The sequence below is a fragment of the Lysobacter fragariae genome, assembly GCF_054779775.1.
The window spans coordinates 50,593-66,543 of the sequence record NZ_BAAGXP010000010.1 but is presented as its reverse complement, the minus strand read 5'-3'; the positions used below and the strand labels follow the sequence as shown (position 1 = coordinate 66,543).

General features: G+C 67.0%; 16 protein-coding genes, 4 tRNA genes and 2 pseudogenes. 9 read left to right on the top strand and 13 right to left on the bottom strand.

The window, feature by feature from the left end; all coding sequences use genetic code 11:
* The 12 genes from ACYVD7_RS10910 to ACYVD7_RS10855 all read right to left on the bottom strand — a co-directional run.
* The coding region (locus tag ACYVD7_RS10910; RefSeq protein WP_031270842.1) for a GTP-binding protein at positions 1–99 on the bottom strand (99 nt) is incomplete at its 3' end.
* Between the two features lie 99 nt (positions 100–198).
* A tRNA-Thr gene (locus ACYVD7_RS10905) sits at positions 199–274 on the bottom strand.
* Positions 275–309: 35 nt separating this feature from the next.
* A tRNA-Gly gene (locus ACYVD7_RS10900) sits at positions 310–383 on the bottom strand.
* A 149-nt stretch (positions 384–532) separates the two neighbouring features.
* Positions 533–618, bottom strand: a tRNA-Tyr gene (locus ACYVD7_RS10895).
* Positions 619–903: 285 nt separating this feature from the next.
* The gene (ychF, locus tag ACYVD7_RS10890) at positions 904–1,995 is read right to left on the bottom strand and encodes a redox-regulated ATPase YchF (protein ID WP_460762894.1); all 1,092 of its coding nucleotides are present in this window, start codon (positions 1,993–1,995) and stop codon (positions 904–906) included.
* Between the two features lie 93 nt (positions 1,996–2,088).
* On the bottom strand, positions 2,089–2,670 hold the full coding sequence (gene pth, locus ACYVD7_RS10885; protein WP_460762891.1) for an aminoacyl-tRNA hydrolase: 582 nt from the start codon (positions 2,668–2,670) through the stop codon (positions 2,089–2,091).
* A 60-nt stretch (positions 2,671–2,730) separates the two neighbouring features.
* A complete protein-coding gene (locus ACYVD7_RS10880; protein WP_460762889.1) occupies positions 2,731–3,384 on the bottom strand; it encodes a 50S ribosomal protein L25/general stress protein Ctc in 654 nt (217 codons plus the stop codon).
* Positions 3,385–3,494: 110 nt separating this feature from the next.
* Complete coding sequence (locus ACYVD7_RS10875) at positions 3,495–4,454, bottom strand: ribose-phosphate diphosphokinase (RefSeq protein WP_460762887.1); 960 nt, start codon at positions 4,452–4,454, stop codon at positions 3,495–3,497.
* 166 nt (positions 4,455–4,620) lie between these two features.
* A tRNA-Gln gene (locus ACYVD7_RS10870) sits at positions 4,621–4,696 on the bottom strand.
* Between the two features lie 76 nt (positions 4,697–4,772).
* Positions 4,773–5,681: a 4-(cytidine 5'-diphospho)-2-C-methyl-D-erythritol kinase gene (ispE, locus tag ACYVD7_RS10865; protein ID WP_460762884.1), complete on the bottom strand. Its 909-nt coding sequence runs from the start codon at positions 5,679–5,681 to the stop codon at positions 4,773–4,775.
* Positions 5,682–5,814: 133 nt separating this feature from the next.
* Positions 5,815–6,465, bottom strand: a complete 651-nt coding sequence (gene lolB / locus ACYVD7_RS10860) for a lipoprotein insertase outer membrane protein LolB (RefSeq protein ID WP_460762881.1) — start codon at positions 6,463–6,465, stop codon at positions 5,815–5,817.
* A complete protein-coding gene (locus ACYVD7_RS10855; protein ID WP_460762897.1) occupies positions 6,462–8,096 on the bottom strand; it encodes a tetratricopeptide repeat protein in 1,635 nt (544 codons plus the stop codon). The genes lolB and ACYVD7_RS10855 overlap by 4 nt, the downstream gene beginning before the upstream one ends.
* A gap of 180 nt (positions 8,097–8,276) precedes the next feature.
* Between ACYVD7_RS10855 and hemA the strand changes: the two genes are divergently transcribed.
* The 3 genes and pseudogenes from hemA to ACYVD7_RS10840 all read left to right on the top strand — a co-directional run.
* A complete protein-coding gene (gene hemA, locus ACYVD7_RS10850; RefSeq protein WP_460762878.1) occupies positions 8,277–9,560 on the top strand; it encodes a glutamyl-tRNA reductase in 1,284 nt (427 codons plus the stop codon).
* Positions 9,561–9,779: 219 nt separating this feature from the next.
* Positions 9,780–10,865, top strand: a complete 1,086-nt coding sequence (gene prfA / locus ACYVD7_RS10845) for a peptide chain release factor 1 (protein ID WP_460762875.1) — start codon at positions 9,780–9,782, stop codon at positions 10,863–10,865.
* Between the two features lie 324 nt (positions 10,866–11,189).
* Positions 11,190–11,294 (top strand): annotated as a pseudogene (locus tag ACYVD7_RS10840) (RNA-binding protein); the annotation flags it as partial.
* Here the strand turns inward: ACYVD7_RS10840 and ACYVD7_RS10835 are convergent.
* Positions 11,295–11,771, bottom strand: a complete 477-nt coding sequence (locus ACYVD7_RS10835) for an Lrp/AsnC family transcriptional regulator (RefSeq protein ID WP_460762873.1) — start codon at positions 11,769–11,771, stop codon at positions 11,295–11,297.
* Between the two features lie 91 nt (positions 11,772–11,862).
* Here ACYVD7_RS10835 and ACYVD7_RS10830 point away from each other — a divergent pair, with 91 nt between their 5' ends.
* From ACYVD7_RS10830 to ppk2, 6 genes and pseudogenes are all read left to right on the top strand, one after another.
* A complete protein-coding gene (locus ACYVD7_RS10830; RefSeq protein WP_460762870.1) occupies positions 11,863–13,050 on the top strand; it encodes a trans-sulfuration enzyme family protein in 1,188 nt (395 codons plus the stop codon).
* 58 nt (positions 13,051–13,108) lie between these two features.
* Positions 13,109–13,246, top strand: a pseudogene (locus ACYVD7_RS10825) (PCRF domain-containing protein); the annotation flags it as partial.
* 259 nt (positions 13,247–13,505) lie between these two features.
* Positions 13,506–13,961 carry a GNAT family N-acetyltransferase gene (locus ACYVD7_RS10820; protein WP_460762867.1) on the top strand — a complete coding sequence of 152 codons (456 nt, stop codon included), beginning with the start codon at positions 13,506–13,508 and terminating at the stop codon, positions 13,959–13,961.
* Between the two features lie 153 nt (positions 13,962–14,114).
* Positions 14,115–14,633, top strand: coding sequence for a molybdenum cofactor biosynthesis protein B (moaB, locus tag ACYVD7_RS10815; protein ID WP_460762865.1), 519 nt, complete (start codon positions 14,115–14,117; stop codon positions 14,631–14,633).
* A 21-nt stretch (positions 14,634–14,654) separates the two neighbouring features.
* Positions 14,655–15,014, top strand: coding sequence for a helix-turn-helix domain-containing protein (locus ACYVD7_RS10810; protein WP_460762862.1), 360 nt, complete (start codon positions 14,655–14,657; stop codon positions 15,012–15,014).
* Positions 15,015–15,137: 123 nt separating this feature from the next.
* A complete protein-coding gene (ppk2, locus tag ACYVD7_RS10805; protein ID WP_460762859.1) occupies positions 15,138–15,944 on the top strand; it encodes a polyphosphate kinase 2 in 807 nt (268 codons plus the stop codon).
* Positions 15,945–15,951 lie beyond the last annotated feature (7 nt).

The window sequence follows — 15,951 nt, the reverse complement described above, 5'->3', positions numbered from 1 at the left end:
GGTCAGCGCTGCCGTCAGCGTGGTCTTGCCGTGGTCCACGTGGCCGATCGTGCCGACGTTTACGTGGGGCTTGGTGCGCTCGAACTTACCCTTTGCCATGGCTGTCGCTTCTCGTTGTGCTGCTTGGATGGGGGACGTGACAAAACCCCGCAGGGCGGGGTCCGTTACCCGGCCCCACCGAAGCGGGACCAGAAAAGATGGTGCTCACGAAAGGAATCGAACCTTCGACCTCCTCCTTACCAAGGAGGTGCTCTACCGACTGAGCTACGTGAGCAAGTTGTACAGGCAGTGGAAACGCTACGGCATCAATGGAGCGGGAGACGGGAATCGAACCCGCGCTAGTAGCTTGGAAGGCTACAGTTCTACCATTGAACTACTCCCGCACCGGAACAAGCACTTTGCAGATGCCGGGTTGGTTCGTACTTGAAGCGCACTGCCTTTTGAAGCGCCCGTTGCTGGTAAGGCATCGGGGTGTTGCATGTTACTTCCCCAGCGGTCCGATGTAACTGGAAATCTGTTGCAACCGGAAAACTGGTGGAGGGAGGTGGATTCGAACCACCGAAGGCGTAAGCCAGCAGATTTACAGTCTGCCCCCGTTGGCCGCTTGGGTATCCCTCCAAAGAGCCCGCTATTTTGGTGAGCGACCCTGAGGATGTCAACGCATTCCGGGAATCTTTTTTCAGGGTCCGAGTGCGCATTGGCGTGCCGGGACGAGACACGCGAGCCCGGCGTTTGGGCTCCCAGCGCGCTGCAGCGCTTTCGACGGCGCCGCAGCCTGGTTCAATCGCGGTGAATGCGCCCCGGCGAACCGGGACGTGGAACTCAAGCCCGGCAACCCGGCCTCCAGCGCGCTGCGGCGCGTTCGATAGCACCGCAGGCGAGCTCTATCGCGGCGCGGCGCGATCAGACGTTGAAGCGGAAATGCAGGACGTCGCCTTCCTGCACGCGGTATTCCTTGCCTTCCAGGCGCAGGCGACCCGCGTCGCGGGCACCGGATTCGCCCTTGTACTTGATGAAGTCGTCGTAGCCGATCGTTTCGGCGCGGATGAAGCCCTTCTCGAAGTCGGTATGGATCACGGCCGCGGCCTGCGGAGCGGTCGATCCGGCCTTCACGGTCCAGGCACGGACTTCCTTCACGCCGGCGGTGAAATAGGTCTGCAGGCCCAGCAGCTTGTAGGCGGCGCGGATCACGCGGTTCAGGCCGGGCTCGTCCAGGCCGAGGTCGTGGAGGAAGGTGTCGCGGTCGGCATCGTCGAGCTGGCTCAGCTCTTCCTCGATCGCGGCGGACACCGGCACCACTTCGGCGCCCTCGCCCACGGCGCGCGCGCGCACGGCGTCGAGGTGCGGATTGTTCTCGAAACCGTCTTCCAGCACGTTCGCCACGTACATCACCGGCTTCAGCGTGAGCAGGAACAGGTCGCGCACCTGCGCCTTGTCGTCGTCGGACAGGCCCAGCGCACGCGCCGGCTTGCCCGCGTCCAGGCCGGTGCGGACGCGCCCCAGCACTTCCGCGCGCGCCTTCGCGTCCTTGTCGCCGGTCTTGGCCGAGCGCTCGGCGCGCTGCAGCGCCTTTTCCACCGATTCCAGGTCAGCAAGCGCCAGCTCGGTATCGATCGTCTCGATATCGGCGATCGGGTCGATCCTGTTGTTGACGTGGATGACGTCGGAATTCTCGAAGCAGCGCACGACGTGCGTGATCGCGTCGACTTCGCGGATGTGGGCGAGGAACTTGTTGCCCAGGCCTTCACCGCTCGCCGCACCGGCGACCAGTCCGGCGATGTCGACGAATTCCACCGCGGTGGGAATGCACTTCTGCGGCTTGACGATCTCCGCCAGCGCATTGAGGCGCAGATCCGGCACCGGCACGATGCCGACGTTCGGCTCGATCGTGCAGAACGGGAAATTGGCCGCGGCGATACCTGCCTTGGTAAGCGCGTTGAACAGGGTCGACTTGCCGACGTTGGGCAGGCCGACGATGCCGCATTTGATGCCCATGGAAAACTCCGGGAAAGACAGCCTGGGGCTGTTGAAAAAAGCTTCGGGATTCGGGGCTGGAGACTGGCGACGTCGCCAATCCCCACTCCAGAATCACGCCTTGGCGGTATTGAGCCGCTTCATCGCTTCGTTGAAATCGCCGGACACCGCCAGTGGCAGCACGTCGATGGCGTCGTCGATGGCGCGCAGGATCGAGGCTTCATCGTCACTGCCGGGTTTGCCCAGCACCCATGACGTAACGCGGTCCTTGTGGCCGGGATGGCCGATGCCGACGCGCAGGCGCGCGAACTTGCCGTGGCCCAGCAGACGCATGATGTCGCGAATGCCGTTTTGGCCACCGGCGCCGCCGTCGAACTTCAGGCGCGGCGTACCTGAGGGCAGGTCGAGCTCATCGTGCGCGACCAGCATTTCTTCCGGCTCGATCTTCCAGTAGCGCAGCGCTGCGGTGACCGACTTGCCGGAAAGGTTCATGAACGTGGCCGGCTTGAGCAGCCACACGTTCTGGCCGGCGATGTCGACCTTCGCGGTTTCGCCGAACAGCTTTGGTTCCAGGCCGAAGCGCACGCCGGATTTCGCCGCAAGGGCGTCCACAAACCAGAACCCGGCGTTGTGCCGGGTCCGGGTGTGTTCGGGACCGGGATTTCCCAGCCCGACGATGAGGCGCAAACCAGCCATCGATGAAGCAAGCAAGCCGTACTGCTCCGGCGCGCGTGGACGCGCGCCGGGCAGCCGTGATTACTTCTCTTCCTTCTTGCTGACCTTGGCGGCCGGCACTTCGGCGGCTGCCGGAGCTTCGGCGGCCTCGACTTCTTCCTTGCCGTGCTTGGCGATCACGACGGCGACGTCGTGTTCCTTGCCCAGCTTGAGTTCCGGGATTTCCACGCCGGCCGGCAGCTTGAGCTGCGACAGGTGGATGATCTCGCCGATGGCCAGGGCCGACAGGTCGATCTCGATGAACTCAGGCAGGTTCTTCGGCAGGCAGCTCACTTCGACTTCGTTGAGCTCGTGCAGGACCAGCACGCCAGCGGTCTTGCCGGCCGGCGACTTTTCCTGGCCCAGGAAGTGCAGCGGAACCTTGGCGCGCAGCGCCTGGTTCTCGTCCACGCGCTGGAAATCCAGGTGCATGATGATCTGCTTGTACGGATGGCGCTGCATGTCACGCAGCAGCACCTTCTGCACCTTGCCGTCGATGTCGAGGTCGAGGATCGACGAGTAGAACCACTCGTTCTGGCTGGCGAGCCAGGTCTTCTCGTGCTCGAGCTGGACGCTCTGGGGGGCGGCGCTGCCGCCGTAGACGATGGCCGGGATGCTGGCGGCGCGACGCAGGCGGCGGCTCGCACCCTTCCCTGCGGCTTCGCGGCCAGTGGCCGAGATCTTGTGTTCAGACATTGTCGTTACTCACTTTGCTTGCAATGAAACCGCCTCGCGGCGGCAATGCCACTCACCCGCGACCAGATGAGTGGGTTGGGCCGAAGCCCGTGTCGATTCGCTGCGGTCGACTAGTCGACGTACAACGAACTGACGGATTCACCGAAGGCGATGCGGCGAATCGTTTCCGCGAGCAGCTCGGCGACGCTGAGCTGGCGGATGCGGCCACAGGCCCTGGCGGCTGCGCTGAGCGGGATGGTGTCGGTCACCACCAGCTCATCGAGCTGCGATTTCGTGATGTTGTCGATCGCCGCGCCCGACAGCACCGGATGGGTGCAGTAGGCGACGACCTTCAGCGCGCCACGCGCCTTGAGCGCGGCGGCGGCAGCGCACAAGGTGCCGGCGGTATCGACGATGTCGTCGACGAGCACGCAGGTCTTGCCTTCGACGTCACCGATGATGTTCATCACCGTGGCGACGTTGGCGCGCGGACGGCGCTTGTCGATGATCGCCAGGTCCGCGTCGTCCAGGCGCTTGGCGATGGCACGCGCACGCACTACGCCGCCGACGTCCGGCGAGACCACGATCAGGTTGTCGGTACCGTGCGCGCGCCAGATGTCGGCGAGCAGCAGCGGCGAGGCGTACACGTTGTCGACCGGCAGGTCGAAGAAACCCTGGATCTGGTCGGCGTGCAGGTCGACGGTCAGGACGCGGTCGGTACCGACGGCGCTGAACATCTTCGCAGCCACCTTGGCCGTGATCGGCACGCGCGCCGAACGCGGGCGACGATCCTGGCGGGCGTAGCCGAAGTACGGCACCACCGCGGTCACACTGGACACCGATGCGCGCTTGAGCGCGTCGATCAGGACCAGCAGTTCGACCAGGTTTTCCGCGCTCGGCGCATTCGTCGGCTGGATGACGAACACTTCCTGGCGACGGACGTTTTCCTCGATTTCCACCTGGACTTCGCCGTCGGAAAACCGGCTGACCAGGGCCTTGCCCATGCGGATGCCCAGCTCCTTGCATACCGCCTCGGCGAGCGGGCGGTTGGCGTTGCCACTGAAGACCAGCAGGTTGCGATCGGTTTGCATGGCGGGCCGGAGTCGGGAGGTGAAGTGGTTGGGTTGCGACAAGCGGGTGAACTGCCTGCGCACTCCGGGGATCGACGAACTCAATCGACGAATTTGATTGGCGAATCTGGGTCGGCGAATCTGGATCAGCGAGTCTGGATCAGCGAATCAGCGACTTTCGAAAAACTGGCAGGGGCGGAAGGATTCGAACCTACGAATGCCGGGATCAAAACCCGGTGCCTTAACCACTTGGCGACGCCCCTGTATTTCCGTCACTCCGAGGCGTGTTGGGAACCTGTTTCGTGCGTCGCCACAGCGTTGCGTGAAGCAGGTCCCTCGCTACGCTCGGGATGACGATTCGTGCGTTGCGAGCGCATCCAGCAGCGGCGATCTCGCCGCTCCCTCCGCCAGCCAGACCCGCAGGCCGGACGGCAAGGCTGCCAGTGCCGCTTCGGCCGATTCGCGTGTGGCGAATTCGACGAAGCAGCCGCTCCCGGACCCGGTCAATCGCGGTTCGCCGACCTGCGCCAGCGTCGCGAAGACCGCCTCGACGGCAGGTTCGCGCGCGCGCAGGACCGGCTCGAACGCGTTCCCGAGCCCAATTCCCGAAACGAAGTCGGATATTGTCGCGGGCGCCGCATTGCGCGTCAAATCAGGGGCTTGGAACAAGGCAGCCGTGGGTGCATGGACGCCGGGATCGGCCAGCAGGTACCACGCAGATGGCAGCGCCAGGGGCGACAGCCGTTCGCCCACCCCTTCGGCCCAGGCATTCTCACCACGGACGAAGACAGGCACGTCGGCGCCCAGCGCCAGACCCATTTTCGCCAGCCGTTCCAGCCCCAGGTCGAGGCCCCAGAGCCGGTCCAGCGCGACCAGAACGGTCGCCGCGTCGGACGAGCCGCCACCAAAGCCACCTCCTGCCGGAATGCGCTTTTCGATGACGATGTCGGCACCTTTGCCGGCCTTAGACTCATGTTGCAGCAATTTTGCCGCTCGGACCGCGAGATCATCCGCCTCGGCGATGCCCGGCAGGGACGGACCGTGGCGCTGTATGACACCGTCGTCGCGCACCCGCAGTCGGATCGTGTCGCCCCAGTCGAGCAGGCGGAACACGGTCTGCAGCTCGTGGTACCCGTCGGCGCGGCGACCGGTGATGCGCAGGAACAGGTTCAGCTTGGCCGGGGCCGGCCACTGGGTCCACGCGTCGGTCGGGAGTGCGGCGGATGTGAGGCCGGGTGTCGCGGTCATGAGACCGATTGGTAAGCGTGAGGGAGGCGAAGGGTAAATCACCCGCCCCCTATCCAGTGTTGCGACTACAAGTCCTGCCGATGACCCATGGCCCACCTGCCGTGGCCAAAGCGAACCAGGCCAGGCGGGGACGCTACGGCGCGCGCGGGTTCCACTGGTCGATCACCAGCCGGATCATCGCGCCGTCGCGGCGCGCAACGATCCGTCGCGGCATTTCGACCCCGTGGGCGTCGGCCGGGTACCACTCGGGATATTCGATGACCCACCCGGCCTGGCTGATCTGGCGAAGGCGTCCGTCCGCGCTGAATTCGACGGCGTCGCGCGGCGCTCCGTCGGCATCCGGCGTTGCCAGGCCACGCACCCAGTCCGGCAATGACGCCACCGGAATCCGCCAGCCGGTCGCGTCCAGCAGCAGGGTTTCGGCGTCGTCGCCCTCGCGGGGACCGCCTTCGACACCCTCCAGGCGGACGGATCGGTCGTCGCCTTCCAGGCGCCAGCTCTGGCGCGTCACCGGGGCACTCAGGACGATCTGGTAACCCGGACCCCGCTGGTCCCAGTCGATGCGCCCACTGCCGCCGCGCTTGCCGGTGGACACCGCCAGGCGTCCGCTCAGCGACCAGCCGGGCTGCGCACGCAGCTTCGCCTCACGCGCCTGCTGAGCCTGCATCGCACCGGCGGTCTGGGCCGGGGTGGGCGGCACCGGTCGGACCTGTTGCGGCACACAACCCGACAACGCGACCGCGCACAGGCCGGCCGCGAGCAACGCCCGAACCGCCGACTTCATTCGCCGATCTTCTGCAGCACGCGTTGCAGCGCGCGATTGTCCGGATCGAGCTTGCGCGATTCCTCGAGGTACTTGCGCGCTTCATCCTTGCGGCCGAGCTCCCACAGCACTTCGCCGACGTGGGCGGCGATGTCCGGGTCCTTTTCCAGGATGAAGGCGCGGCGCAGCTCGCCCAGCGCTTCCTCGGTGCGTCCCAGGCGGAACAGCACCCAGCCGTAGCTGTCGATGATCGCGGCGTTGTCGGGCTCGGCCGCGCGCGCGCGGTCGATCAGCACCAGCGCTTCCTTGTAGCGCGTGGTGCGATCGGCGAGCGTGTAGCCGTAGGCGTTCAGCGCGGCGGTGTTGTTGGCGTCGGCGGCGAGGATCTTCTTGAAGTCGGCTTCGGCGCGGGCGATGTCGTCGCGGCGCTCCCAGCCCAGCGCGCGCGCATACAGCAGGTCGCCGTCATCCGGGAATGCCGCCAGGCCGCGCGCGTAGGCGTCGAGCTCGCCGTTGCTGTTCTTGTCGCGGGTGCGCAGTTCGGCTTCCAGGATGTAGCCGTCGCGCCGCGTCTCGTCGGACGCGGACGCATCGGCCTGCAGGTCGTGCAGCGACTGGTAGGCCTCGGGGCCGCGCTTGAGTTCATGCAGCACGTTGGCGGCACGCAGGCGTGCGGGCCAGCGCTGCGGACCGCCGGCAACGCCGCGGTACCAGGCGAGGGCTTCGTCGAAACGCTTGAGGAATTCGGCGATCTGGCCCAGCAGGAGTCGGCGTTGTGGATCCGGATTGGCCGAATCCACGCGCAGTTCCTCGTACAGCGCGGTCAACGCGGTCTTGTCCTCGCCGCGTGCGAGCAGCGAGGCGCGCAGGGAGTAGGTCTGGTCGTCCTGTTCGCCGCGCGACAGCACCTCTGCCGCCGCGGCGAAGTCGCCAAGCTGGTCGTATTGCGCGGCGACCTGCAGGCGGAAATCCGGCTGCGACAGGACCTCCGGGCCGAGCGCCGCGAGCACCTTGCGGGCTTCATCCGGTTTCCCGGCCTCGCGCAGCTGGCTGGCGCGCAGCAGGGCCACGCGCGGCTCGCCGGGGAAGCGTCGCAGGACCTCATTGACGATGCGTTCGGAGAGCGCGTCGTCATCGATGCGCTGCGCCAGCCCACCCAGGGCGAGCCAGGCGACCAGCTTGTCGGGCAGGACGTTGTCGTCGAGCAACCGCCCCAGCACGCGACCGGACTGTTTCGGGTCGGTGGCACCCACGCCCAGGACGCCAACCAGCAGTTGCCAGCCTTGATCGCTCTTTGTCGTGAGCAGCGGCTCGAACTTGCGCCGCGCGCCGCGCTCGTCCCCGCGACGCAGTGACAGCGTCGCGTCGACGGCCGCCTGCGCCAGCGGATCGCCACCGAGACGGCGCCACAGCGCGAGGGCTTCGGCCGTGCGCTTGTCGTCCTTGGCGAGCAGGGCGATGCGGGTGGCGCGTTCGGCGAGGGTGGCGTCGTTGGCTGCCTTCGCCGCCGCCAGGTAGGCCTTGGCGGCCGCGTTGAAGTCGCCCGCCTGCAGGGCGAACTCGCCGGCCATCGTCGGCTCGAGCGATTGCACGACCGGATCGGCCGCGGTCCGCTTCGAGCCGGCGCTGGCGGGCATGCAGGCCAGCGACATCGCCACGAGCAGCGCGGCAACGAGGGCGGTTCGGGTGTTGCTCAGCGAGGCATCTGGGCGCAAGTGGAACCCTGTTGGAGCAGCGGCCGTTAGAATGGCGACCTTCACAGCCAGCTTAGCGCAAGCCCCTGAACGGTCATCTGCCCTGACCGTCGCGAGCGGGGGCAAGTTCCCATCTAGATGAGCCTGTTCGTCCTTGGCATCAACCACCAGACCGCGCCGGTCAGCCTGCGCGAGCGGGTGGCGTTTTCCGGGGACGCGATTCCGGCGGCGCTGCAGGCATTGCGCGGACTGCCGTCGGTGAGCGAAGTCGCGCTGCTGTCCACCTGCAACCGCACCGAGCTCTACGCCATCGCCGACGACGACGGCCGCGCCCTGGCCGATTGGCTCGCCACGCATCCCGAAGACGCAGGCGATCTGCACGCCTACCTGTATCGGCACGCCGACGCCGACGCCGTCCGCCACCTGTTCCGGGTGGCGACCGGGCTGGATTCGCTGGTGCTGGGCGAACCGCAGATCCTCGGCCAGGTGAAGGACGCCTGGGCGACGGCGCGCAGCGCGGGCAGCCTGGGCACCCAGCTCGACCGCCTGTTCCAGCAGGCTTTCGCGACCGCCAAGCGCGCGCGCACCGACACCCGCATCGGCGCGAATCCCGTGTCCGTCGCGTCCACCGCGGTGCGCCTGGCGCAGGAATCCTTCGCGCGACTGCCCGACTCCACCGTGCTGCTGATCGGCGCGGGCGAGACCATCGAACTGGCCGCGCGCCACCTGGTGCAGGCCTCGGTGAAGCGGCTGCTCATCGCCAACCGCACGCTGGTGCATGCGCAGGACCTGGCGACGCGCCACGGTGGCTATGCATTGGCGTTGTCCGAACTCGACCGACACCTGGCCGAAGCCGACGTCGTCATCTCCGCCACCGCCGCGCGCGATCCGATCCTGCACAAGCCGCAGGTCGCCGCCGCACTCGCCGCGCGCCGGCACCGGCCGATGCTGCTGGTCGACCTCGCGGTGCCGCGCGACATCGCCAGCGACGTCGCGGAGCTGAAGGACGTCTTCCTCTACACGGTCGACGATCTCGAACGCGCGATCGAAGACAACCGCCGCAGTCGCCGCGAAGCCGCCGACGAAGCCGAAGCCATCGTCGACATGCAAGTGGCGCGCTACGCGGAAACCGTCGCCGCCAGCACCCGCACGCAACCGCTCAAGCACCTGCGCGCGCACGGCGAAGCCGCCAAGGCCGAAGTCCTGGCGAAGGCGAAGCAGCAACTCGCATCGGGCCAGCCGCCGGAAGCGGTGCTGGATTTCCTCGCGCACACGCTGACCAACAAGCTGTTGCACGCGCCCACCATGGCGCTGCGCGAGGCCGCACTGACCGGCAATGCCGAACTGGCACGCGCCGCGGACAAACTGTTCCCCGCGCTGCCCGATCCTGCCGGCGAAGACAGCGAAAGCGGCGAGCATTAGCTGGCATCCCGAGCATAACGGCTGTCATCCCGAGCGCAGCGAGGGACCGGCCCGCGACTCCACCCACGCACCAGTATTGTTGATGCCGCGCCCGCGGCCGATGACGGCAAACCACTGGCGCTTATTGGATGGACGCCAACAGCAGCCCCCTCGCCACGCTCGGAATGCAGCTTTTTTCGCCCCGCCGACCCCGAATCGCGACTCCTCGATAACGCCCTCATGACCCCCACCCTGCGCCGCAAACTCGAAGCCCTGGCCGAACGGCGCGAAGAACTCGAACGCCTGCTCGCCGATCCGGGCGTGATCGGCGACGCCAACCAGTTCCGCAAGCTGTCGCGCGAATTCGCCCAGCTCGAACCCGTCGTCAACGCACTGGCCGCCGAGGCGCAGGCACGGCGCGACCTCGATGCGGCGCAGGCGATGCGTAACGACCCGGAACTGCGTGAACTGGCCGAGGAGGAAATCGCCAGCGCCCACGAACGCCTGGAGAAACTCGACGCCGAACTGCTCGCGCACCTGATCCCCAAGGACGCCCGCGACGACGGCGACATCTATCTCGAAGTACGCGCCGGCACCGGTGGCGACGAAGCGGCGATCTTCGCCGGCGACCTGTTCCGCATGTATTCGCGCTACGCCGAGCGCCAGGGCTGGAAAGTGGAAGTCGAATCCGCCAGTCCCGGCGAACACGGCGGCTTCAAGGAAGTGATCGCCCGCGTCGAAGGCCGCGGCGCGTACTCGCGGCTGAAATTCGAATCCGGCACCCACCGCGTGCAACGCGTACCGGCTACCGAGTCGCAGGGCCGCATCCACACCTCCGCGGCGACGGTGGCGATCATCCCGGTGGAAAGCGAAGGCGAACCGGTGGAGATCAATCCCGCCGACCTGAAAGTCGACACCTTCCGCTCCAGCGGCGCGGGCGGGCAGCACGTCAACAAGACCGAGTCGGCGATCCGCATCACCCACGTGCCCACCGGGATAGTGGTGGAGAGCCAGACCGAGCGCAGCCAGCACGCCAACCGCGACAAGGCGATGAAGCGCCTGTCCGCGATCATCGCCGAAGCGCAGGCCGCCAAGGCCGCGGCGGCGCAGGCGGAAACGCGCAAGCTCCAGGTCGGCAGCGGCGACCGCAGCCAGCGCATCCGCACCTACAACTTCCCGCAGGGCCGCATCACCGACCACCGTGTCGAAGGCCTGACCCTGTACGACCTGCCCAACGTCATCGAAGGCAACCTGGACGCGCTGGTCGACCGGCTGCAGCAGGAAAACCAGGCCGACGAACTGGCGCGGCTGACGGCGAACCCGTGACCCTAGTGCCGCGCGCGAGCGATCGTGGGACGCAATCGTTTGCTTCCGCCACGCTCGACCTGCTAATCCGGGAATGCCTACAAAGCAGCATCCGCGTCTGGTGCGCTGACCGCTCAGCAGGCACGAGAAGCGTCGCGGTCAAACGATTCGCCTCCCCGCTCAACCTGAGCGTAGCGCCGCAGGCGCGAAGTCGAAGGGCGACGCTGAATCCGCGCGACGCTGCGGCGTGGCAGCTACTGCTCGATGGCGCGGCGCAATTCGTCTGCGACCAGGGCGCCGCCGGCCTGATGCTGGAAACCACGCGCGACAACGCACCGGCGCGCGCTGTACCGCGCCGCCGAGCGCACCGGCTACCAGGCCCCGGACAGCAAGCCCTACAAACGCGCGCGGCGACTGATCCGCGCGCTCGGCGATATCGACGCCTTGTAGTCAGTCTTCCTGCTGCACGTAGACCGGCAGCTCGGGATTGCGACGGAATTCGAAGATCAGCCGAGTCTCGATGTGGGAGACCTCAGCGCGTTCGGTGAATGCGGTCAGCGCGAAGTCGCGCAAGTGGTCGCTGCCGCGCACGCCGACGTGCACGAGGAAATCGTCGGCGCCGGCGACGTGATAGAAGGCCAGCACCTCGGGTAGGCGCAGCAGGTGTTCGTGAAAGCTGTCGACCAGCTCGCGCGAGTGTCGCGCCAGCCGCACCGAGATCATCGCCTGCAGCCCGATGCCGATCGCGGCCGGCGCTACTTCGGCATGGAAGCCGAGAATCGCCCGCGACTCGCGCAGTCGTCGGACCCGCTCAAGCGCCGTCGACGGCGCCACCCCGGCTTTCGCCGCGAGGTCCTTGTTGGGCAGCCGAGCATTCTTTCGCAGCAACCGCAGCAGGGTGAAGTCTATTCGGTCAAGTGCCGTCATTTTGCCTCCATACGAAATAATGTTCGAAATTGATATTACATTGCGAACCTCGTTCTAGGATCACACCTGTTTTAAAAATTGGATTGCCGTTATGCCCCGTTTCGATACCCGCGCCGTTCATGCAGGCCGCGAGGATTTCGGCGAACTGTGCGTGCATGCGCCGCCGCTGGACCTGTCCACTACCTATCCGGTGGTTGATTTGCACGCAGGCACCGCCAGCTTCGACGCGCTGGTCGGCGGCGAAGCCAGCGCCGCGAACCCGATCTACGCGCGTCTGCACAATCCGACGGTCGCGCGCACCGAAGGCGCGTTGGCGCAGTTGGAGGGCACCGAGGCCTGCGTCGCATTCGCGTCCGGCATGGCGGCGTTGACCGCGGTATTACTCGAACGCCGTCAGCACGGTGCACACGTGCTGGTGGTGCGGCCGCTGTACGGCACGTCCGACCATTTACTGGCCAGCGGGCTGTGCGGACTGGATGCCGAGTTTGTCGACGCTGACCAGATTGCGGCGCGCTTGCGCGCCGACACGGCGCTGATCGTGATCGAGACTCCCGCCAATCCCACGCTCGACCTGGTCGATATCCGCGCCGCCGTCGCCGCGGCTGGCGAGGTGCCGGTGCTGGTCGATTCGACCTTTGCCACGCCTGTGCTGCAGAACCCGGCCGAACTCGGCGCGGCTTATGTGCTGCACAGCGCAACCAAGTTCCTCGGCGGCCACGGCGACGTGATCGCCGGTGTGGTTTGCTGCAGCGAAGCGCGGGCACGGCCGCTGCGCACCGTGCGCGCGGCGACCGGCGCCTTGCTGCATCCGCTGGCCGCTTACCTGTTGCACCGAGGACTGCCGACTCTGGCCTTGCGCGTCGAGCGCGCGCAGGCAAATGCGCGCGTGCTTGCGTTGAAGCTGGCCGCGCACCCGGCGGTGGCGCGGGTGCACTATCCGGGGCTCGGCACTGTGCGCAACGCGTACTTGCTCGAGACGCAGATGCGCGGCCCCGGCACGCTAATCGCGTTCGAACTCGCCGGCGGCCACGACGCCGCGGCCGCGGTGATGCGCACGGTGCGGCTGATGACGCCGGCGGTCAGCCTGGGCTCGGTCGATACCTTGATCCAGCACCCGGCCGGCCTGACTCATCGCGTGGTCAGCGATGCGGCGAAGGCGGCTAACGGCATCACGCCAGGCTTGCTGCGGCTGTCGGTGGGCATCGAACACGCCGACGATCTGTGGAGCGATCTGGCGCAGGCGCTCGCGATGCCCGAACGTTGCGCCGCTGCGGCCTAGCGCTGCGGCGGCAGGCAGCTCCGGGTAAAGATCGGAGTTGTTCCACCGGAGACCGCTTCGCATGTACTCGCGCTATGCCGAGCGACAGCGCTGGAAGGTGGAAGGCGGCTTCAAGGAAGTCATCGCCCGCGTCGAAGGCCGCGGCGCGTACTCGCGGCTGAAGTTCGAATCCGGCACCCATCGCGTGCAACGCGTGGGGCCGCATCCACACGAAGCCGTGCCGCGGCAGCCTTGGCGGCCTTCGCTTTGGCGATGATCGCAGACGGCTTCGCCGATCCCTCGTGCCGAGCTGCCCGGCACGCCCCCATCCATGCATCCCCATCGTTTGTGCCGAGCAAGCCTGCGCCACGCAAGCGGGCGGCCTCGTGCGTCACCGCAAACAGCAACCCTGAACAAACGCAATCTCGCCCTCCACGGCTACGATCCTCCGATCACTTCCGGCCCGCGAGGACCCCATGGGCGTCACCCTGCACCGCGCAACACTCGACGATCTGGATCACATCGCGCCGCTCTTCGACGCCTATCGCCGCTTCTACCAGCAGCCCGGCGACATCGAACGCGCCCGGGACTTCCTGCGCGAACGTCTGCAACGCGACGAATCCGTAGTCCTGCTCGCGCTGCTGGACGGGCAGCCGGCCGGCTTCACCCAGCTCTATCCGATGTTCTCCTCGGTGCGCACCGCGCGGGTCTGGATCCTCAACGATCTCTACGTCGACGAAGGCGCGCGTCGACATGGCGTGGCGCAAGCACTGCTCGACGGCGCCGCCCAATTCGCCCGCGACCAGGGCGCCGCCGGCCTGATGCTGGAAACCACGCGTGACAACGTACCGGCGCGCGCGCTGTACCGCGCGGCCGGCTGGAACGAGGACGAAACGCAGTGGTACTCGCTTTCCGTCGCCGCCAAGGCGTAGGGTGGGTCTTGACCCGCCGTTGTCGACCGACCCCTCGTCCCTTCGACTTGATCCGGCCGCAGTCGAAATTGTTCTGCTCGCCGGTTCGACCCACCATCAACGCAAGCCGCTCGCCCCCTCGCGGCGGGTCGAGACCCGCCCTACACTGCGGCGATGACCGCTACCCGCGACTTCATTCCGCTGCGCCTGTGCGTGCTGACCGTGTCCGACACGCGCACGCTGGCCGAAGACACTTCAGGCGATTACCTGGTCGATGCGTTGACCACCGCCGGCCACGCCCTCGCCGATCGCGCCCTGCTGCGCGACGACCGCTACCAGTTGCGCGCGAAGGTGTCGCAATGGATCGCCGATGACGGCATCGACGGCATCCTCGTCACCGGCGGCACCGGGTTCACCGGTCGCGATTCCACGCCCGAAGCGCTGCTGCCGCTGCTGGACAAGCAGATGACCGGTTTTGGCGAGCTGTTCCGCGCGCTGAGCTTCGAGGAGATCGGCACGTCGACGCTGCAGTCGCGTGCATTCGCGGGGTTGGCCAACGGAACGTTCCTGTTCGCGCTGCCCGGTTCCACTTCCGCCTGCCGCACCGCGTGGGAGAAGATCATCCAGGCCCAGCTCGACGCGCGCACGCGCCCGTGCAACCTGGCCACGCTGCGCCCACGCCTGAAAGAGTGAAGGAGCAAAGGAGTGATCGACATGCCACTGGCTTCCACCCTGCGCCTGCTTGCCAAGGCCCGCGGCCTCACCACCGCCGACATCGCCACCGCCATCCCGCGCGCCGGCGTGGCCACTGTCAGCGCGTGGCTGCAAGGCGAGAAACTCCCGGGCCGCGACCAGTTGGACGCGCTGGCGCGCACCTTCGGCGTTCCCGCCGGCGCGTTGCTGGGCGAACTGGCCAGCACGCTGGATCCGTCGCGCACCAAGGGTGAGCACGAACTGCTCGCCGCGTACCGCGGATTGAACAGCAAGCAGCAGGGCGCGCTGCTGGAAGTCGCGCGCAGCATGCACCCCGCCCCGGCGAAACCGGCGGCGAAACCGCGTCGTCGAAAAGCTTGATCTCGACAGACGTCGCGAGGCTTGAACGCGACGGGTGTCGCGAGAGGTGATCGCGACATGCAATCGCGATTCCCCCGCGTTGCGACAACCCCCACGACCCGCACCATCACACCGGGAAGCCACATGGCCAAGTTGAAGCGCAAGGACTACGAAGCCCAGGTCGAAAAGCTGCAGCACGAGCTGGTCGCGATGGCGCGCTGGCTGCAGCACAGCGGCAAGCGCATGGTGGTGATCTTCGAAGGCCGCGACACCGCGGGCAAGGGCGGCGTGATCAACGCCATCGCCGAACACATGAATCCGCGCACCTGCCGCGTGGTCGCGCTGCCCAAGCCGACCGAGCGCGAAAGCACGCAATGGTATTTCCAGCGCTATGCCGCCCACCTGCCCTGTGCCGGCGAGATGGTCCTGTTCGACCGCAGCTGGTACAACCGCGCCGGCGTCGAGAAGGTGATGGGGTTCGCCAGCGAAGCGCAGGTCAAGACTTTCCTGCAGCAGGCGCCGATCTTCGAGAAGATGCTGGTGGACGACGGCATCCTGCTGTTCAAGTACTGGCTGTGCTGCGACCAGGAAGAACAGGAAGAACGCTTCGCCGAACGCCTCAAGGATCCGCTCAAGCGCTGGAAACTCTCGCCGATCGACGTCGATGCGCACAAGCATTACGAGGACTACACCCGCGCCCGCGAGGCAATGCTCAAGGCCACGCACACCACGCACGCGCCGTGGCGCCTGGTGGATTTCAACGAGCAGAAGCGCGGTCGCCTCGCGTTGATCCGCGACCTGCTGTCGCGCGTGCCCGACACCAAGGTGCCGCCGGCGAAGATCGCGTTCGAACCGTTGCAGGGCAAGCCGAAGAAGGAACGCTTCGGTGTGCTCAAGCCGATCCGCGTGTCGGACCAGGCGTCGACGCAATCGCGCCAACGCCCGCGCTGACGCCCCA

What these genes read in the sequence shown, in the direction of transcription:
- ychF (WP_460762894.1), bottom strand. Translation starts at nt 1,995, where the DNA reads ATGGGCATCAAATGCGGCATCGTCGGCCTGCCCAACGTCGGCAAGTCG.
- pth (WP_460762891.1), bottom strand. Translation starts at nt 2,670, where the DNA reads ATGGCTGGTTTGCGCCTCATCGTCGGGCTGGGAAATCCCGGTCCCGAA.
- ACYVD7_RS10880 (WP_460762889.1), bottom strand. Translation starts at nt 3,384, where the DNA reads ATGTCTGAACACAAGATCTCGGCCACTGGCCGCGAAGCCGCAGGGAAG.
- ACYVD7_RS10875 (WP_460762887.1), bottom strand. Translation starts at nt 4,454, where the DNA reads ATGCAAACCGATCGCAACCTGCTGGTCTTCAGTGGCAACGCCAACCGC.
- ispE (WP_460762884.1), bottom strand. Translation starts at nt 5,681, where the DNA reads ATGACCGCGACACCCGGCCTCACATCCGCCGCACTCCCGACCGACGCG.
- lolB (WP_460762881.1), bottom strand. Translation starts at nt 6,465, where the DNA reads ATGAAGTCGGCGGTTCGGGCGTTGCTCGCGGCCGGCCTGTGCGCGGTC.
- ACYVD7_RS10855 (WP_460762897.1), bottom strand. Translation starts at nt 8,096, where the DNA reads ATGTCGCTGGCCTGCATGCCCGCCAGCGCCGGCTCGAAGCGGACCGCG.
- hemA (WP_460762878.1), top strand. Translation starts at nt 8,277, where the DNA reads ATGAGCCTGTTCGTCCTTGGCATCAACCACCAGACCGCGCCGGTCAGC.
- prfA (WP_460762875.1), top strand. Translation starts at nt 9,780, where the DNA reads ATGACCCCCACCCTGCGCCGCAAACTCGAAGCCCTGGCCGAACGGCGC.
- ACYVD7_RS10835 (WP_460762873.1), bottom strand. Translation starts at nt 11,771, where the DNA reads ATGACGGCACTTGACCGAATAGACTTCACCCTGCTGCGGTTGCTGCGA.
- ACYVD7_RS10830 (WP_460762870.1), top strand. Translation starts at nt 11,863, where the DNA reads ATGCCCCGTTTCGATACCCGCGCCGTTCATGCAGGCCGCGAGGATTTC.
- ACYVD7_RS10820 (WP_460762867.1), top strand. Translation starts at nt 13,506, where the DNA reads ATGGGCGTCACCCTGCACCGCGCAACACTCGACGATCTGGATCACATC.
- moaB (WP_460762865.1), top strand. Translation starts at nt 14,115, where the DNA reads ATGACCGCTACCCGCGACTTCATTCCGCTGCGCCTGTGCGTGCTGACC.
- ACYVD7_RS10810 (WP_460762862.1), top strand. Translation starts at nt 14,655, where the DNA reads ATGCCACTGGCTTCCACCCTGCGCCTGCTTGCCAAGGCCCGCGGCCTC.
- ppk2 (WP_460762859.1), top strand. Translation starts at nt 15,138, where the DNA reads ATGGCCAAGTTGAAGCGCAAGGACTACGAAGCCCAGGTCGAAAAGCTG.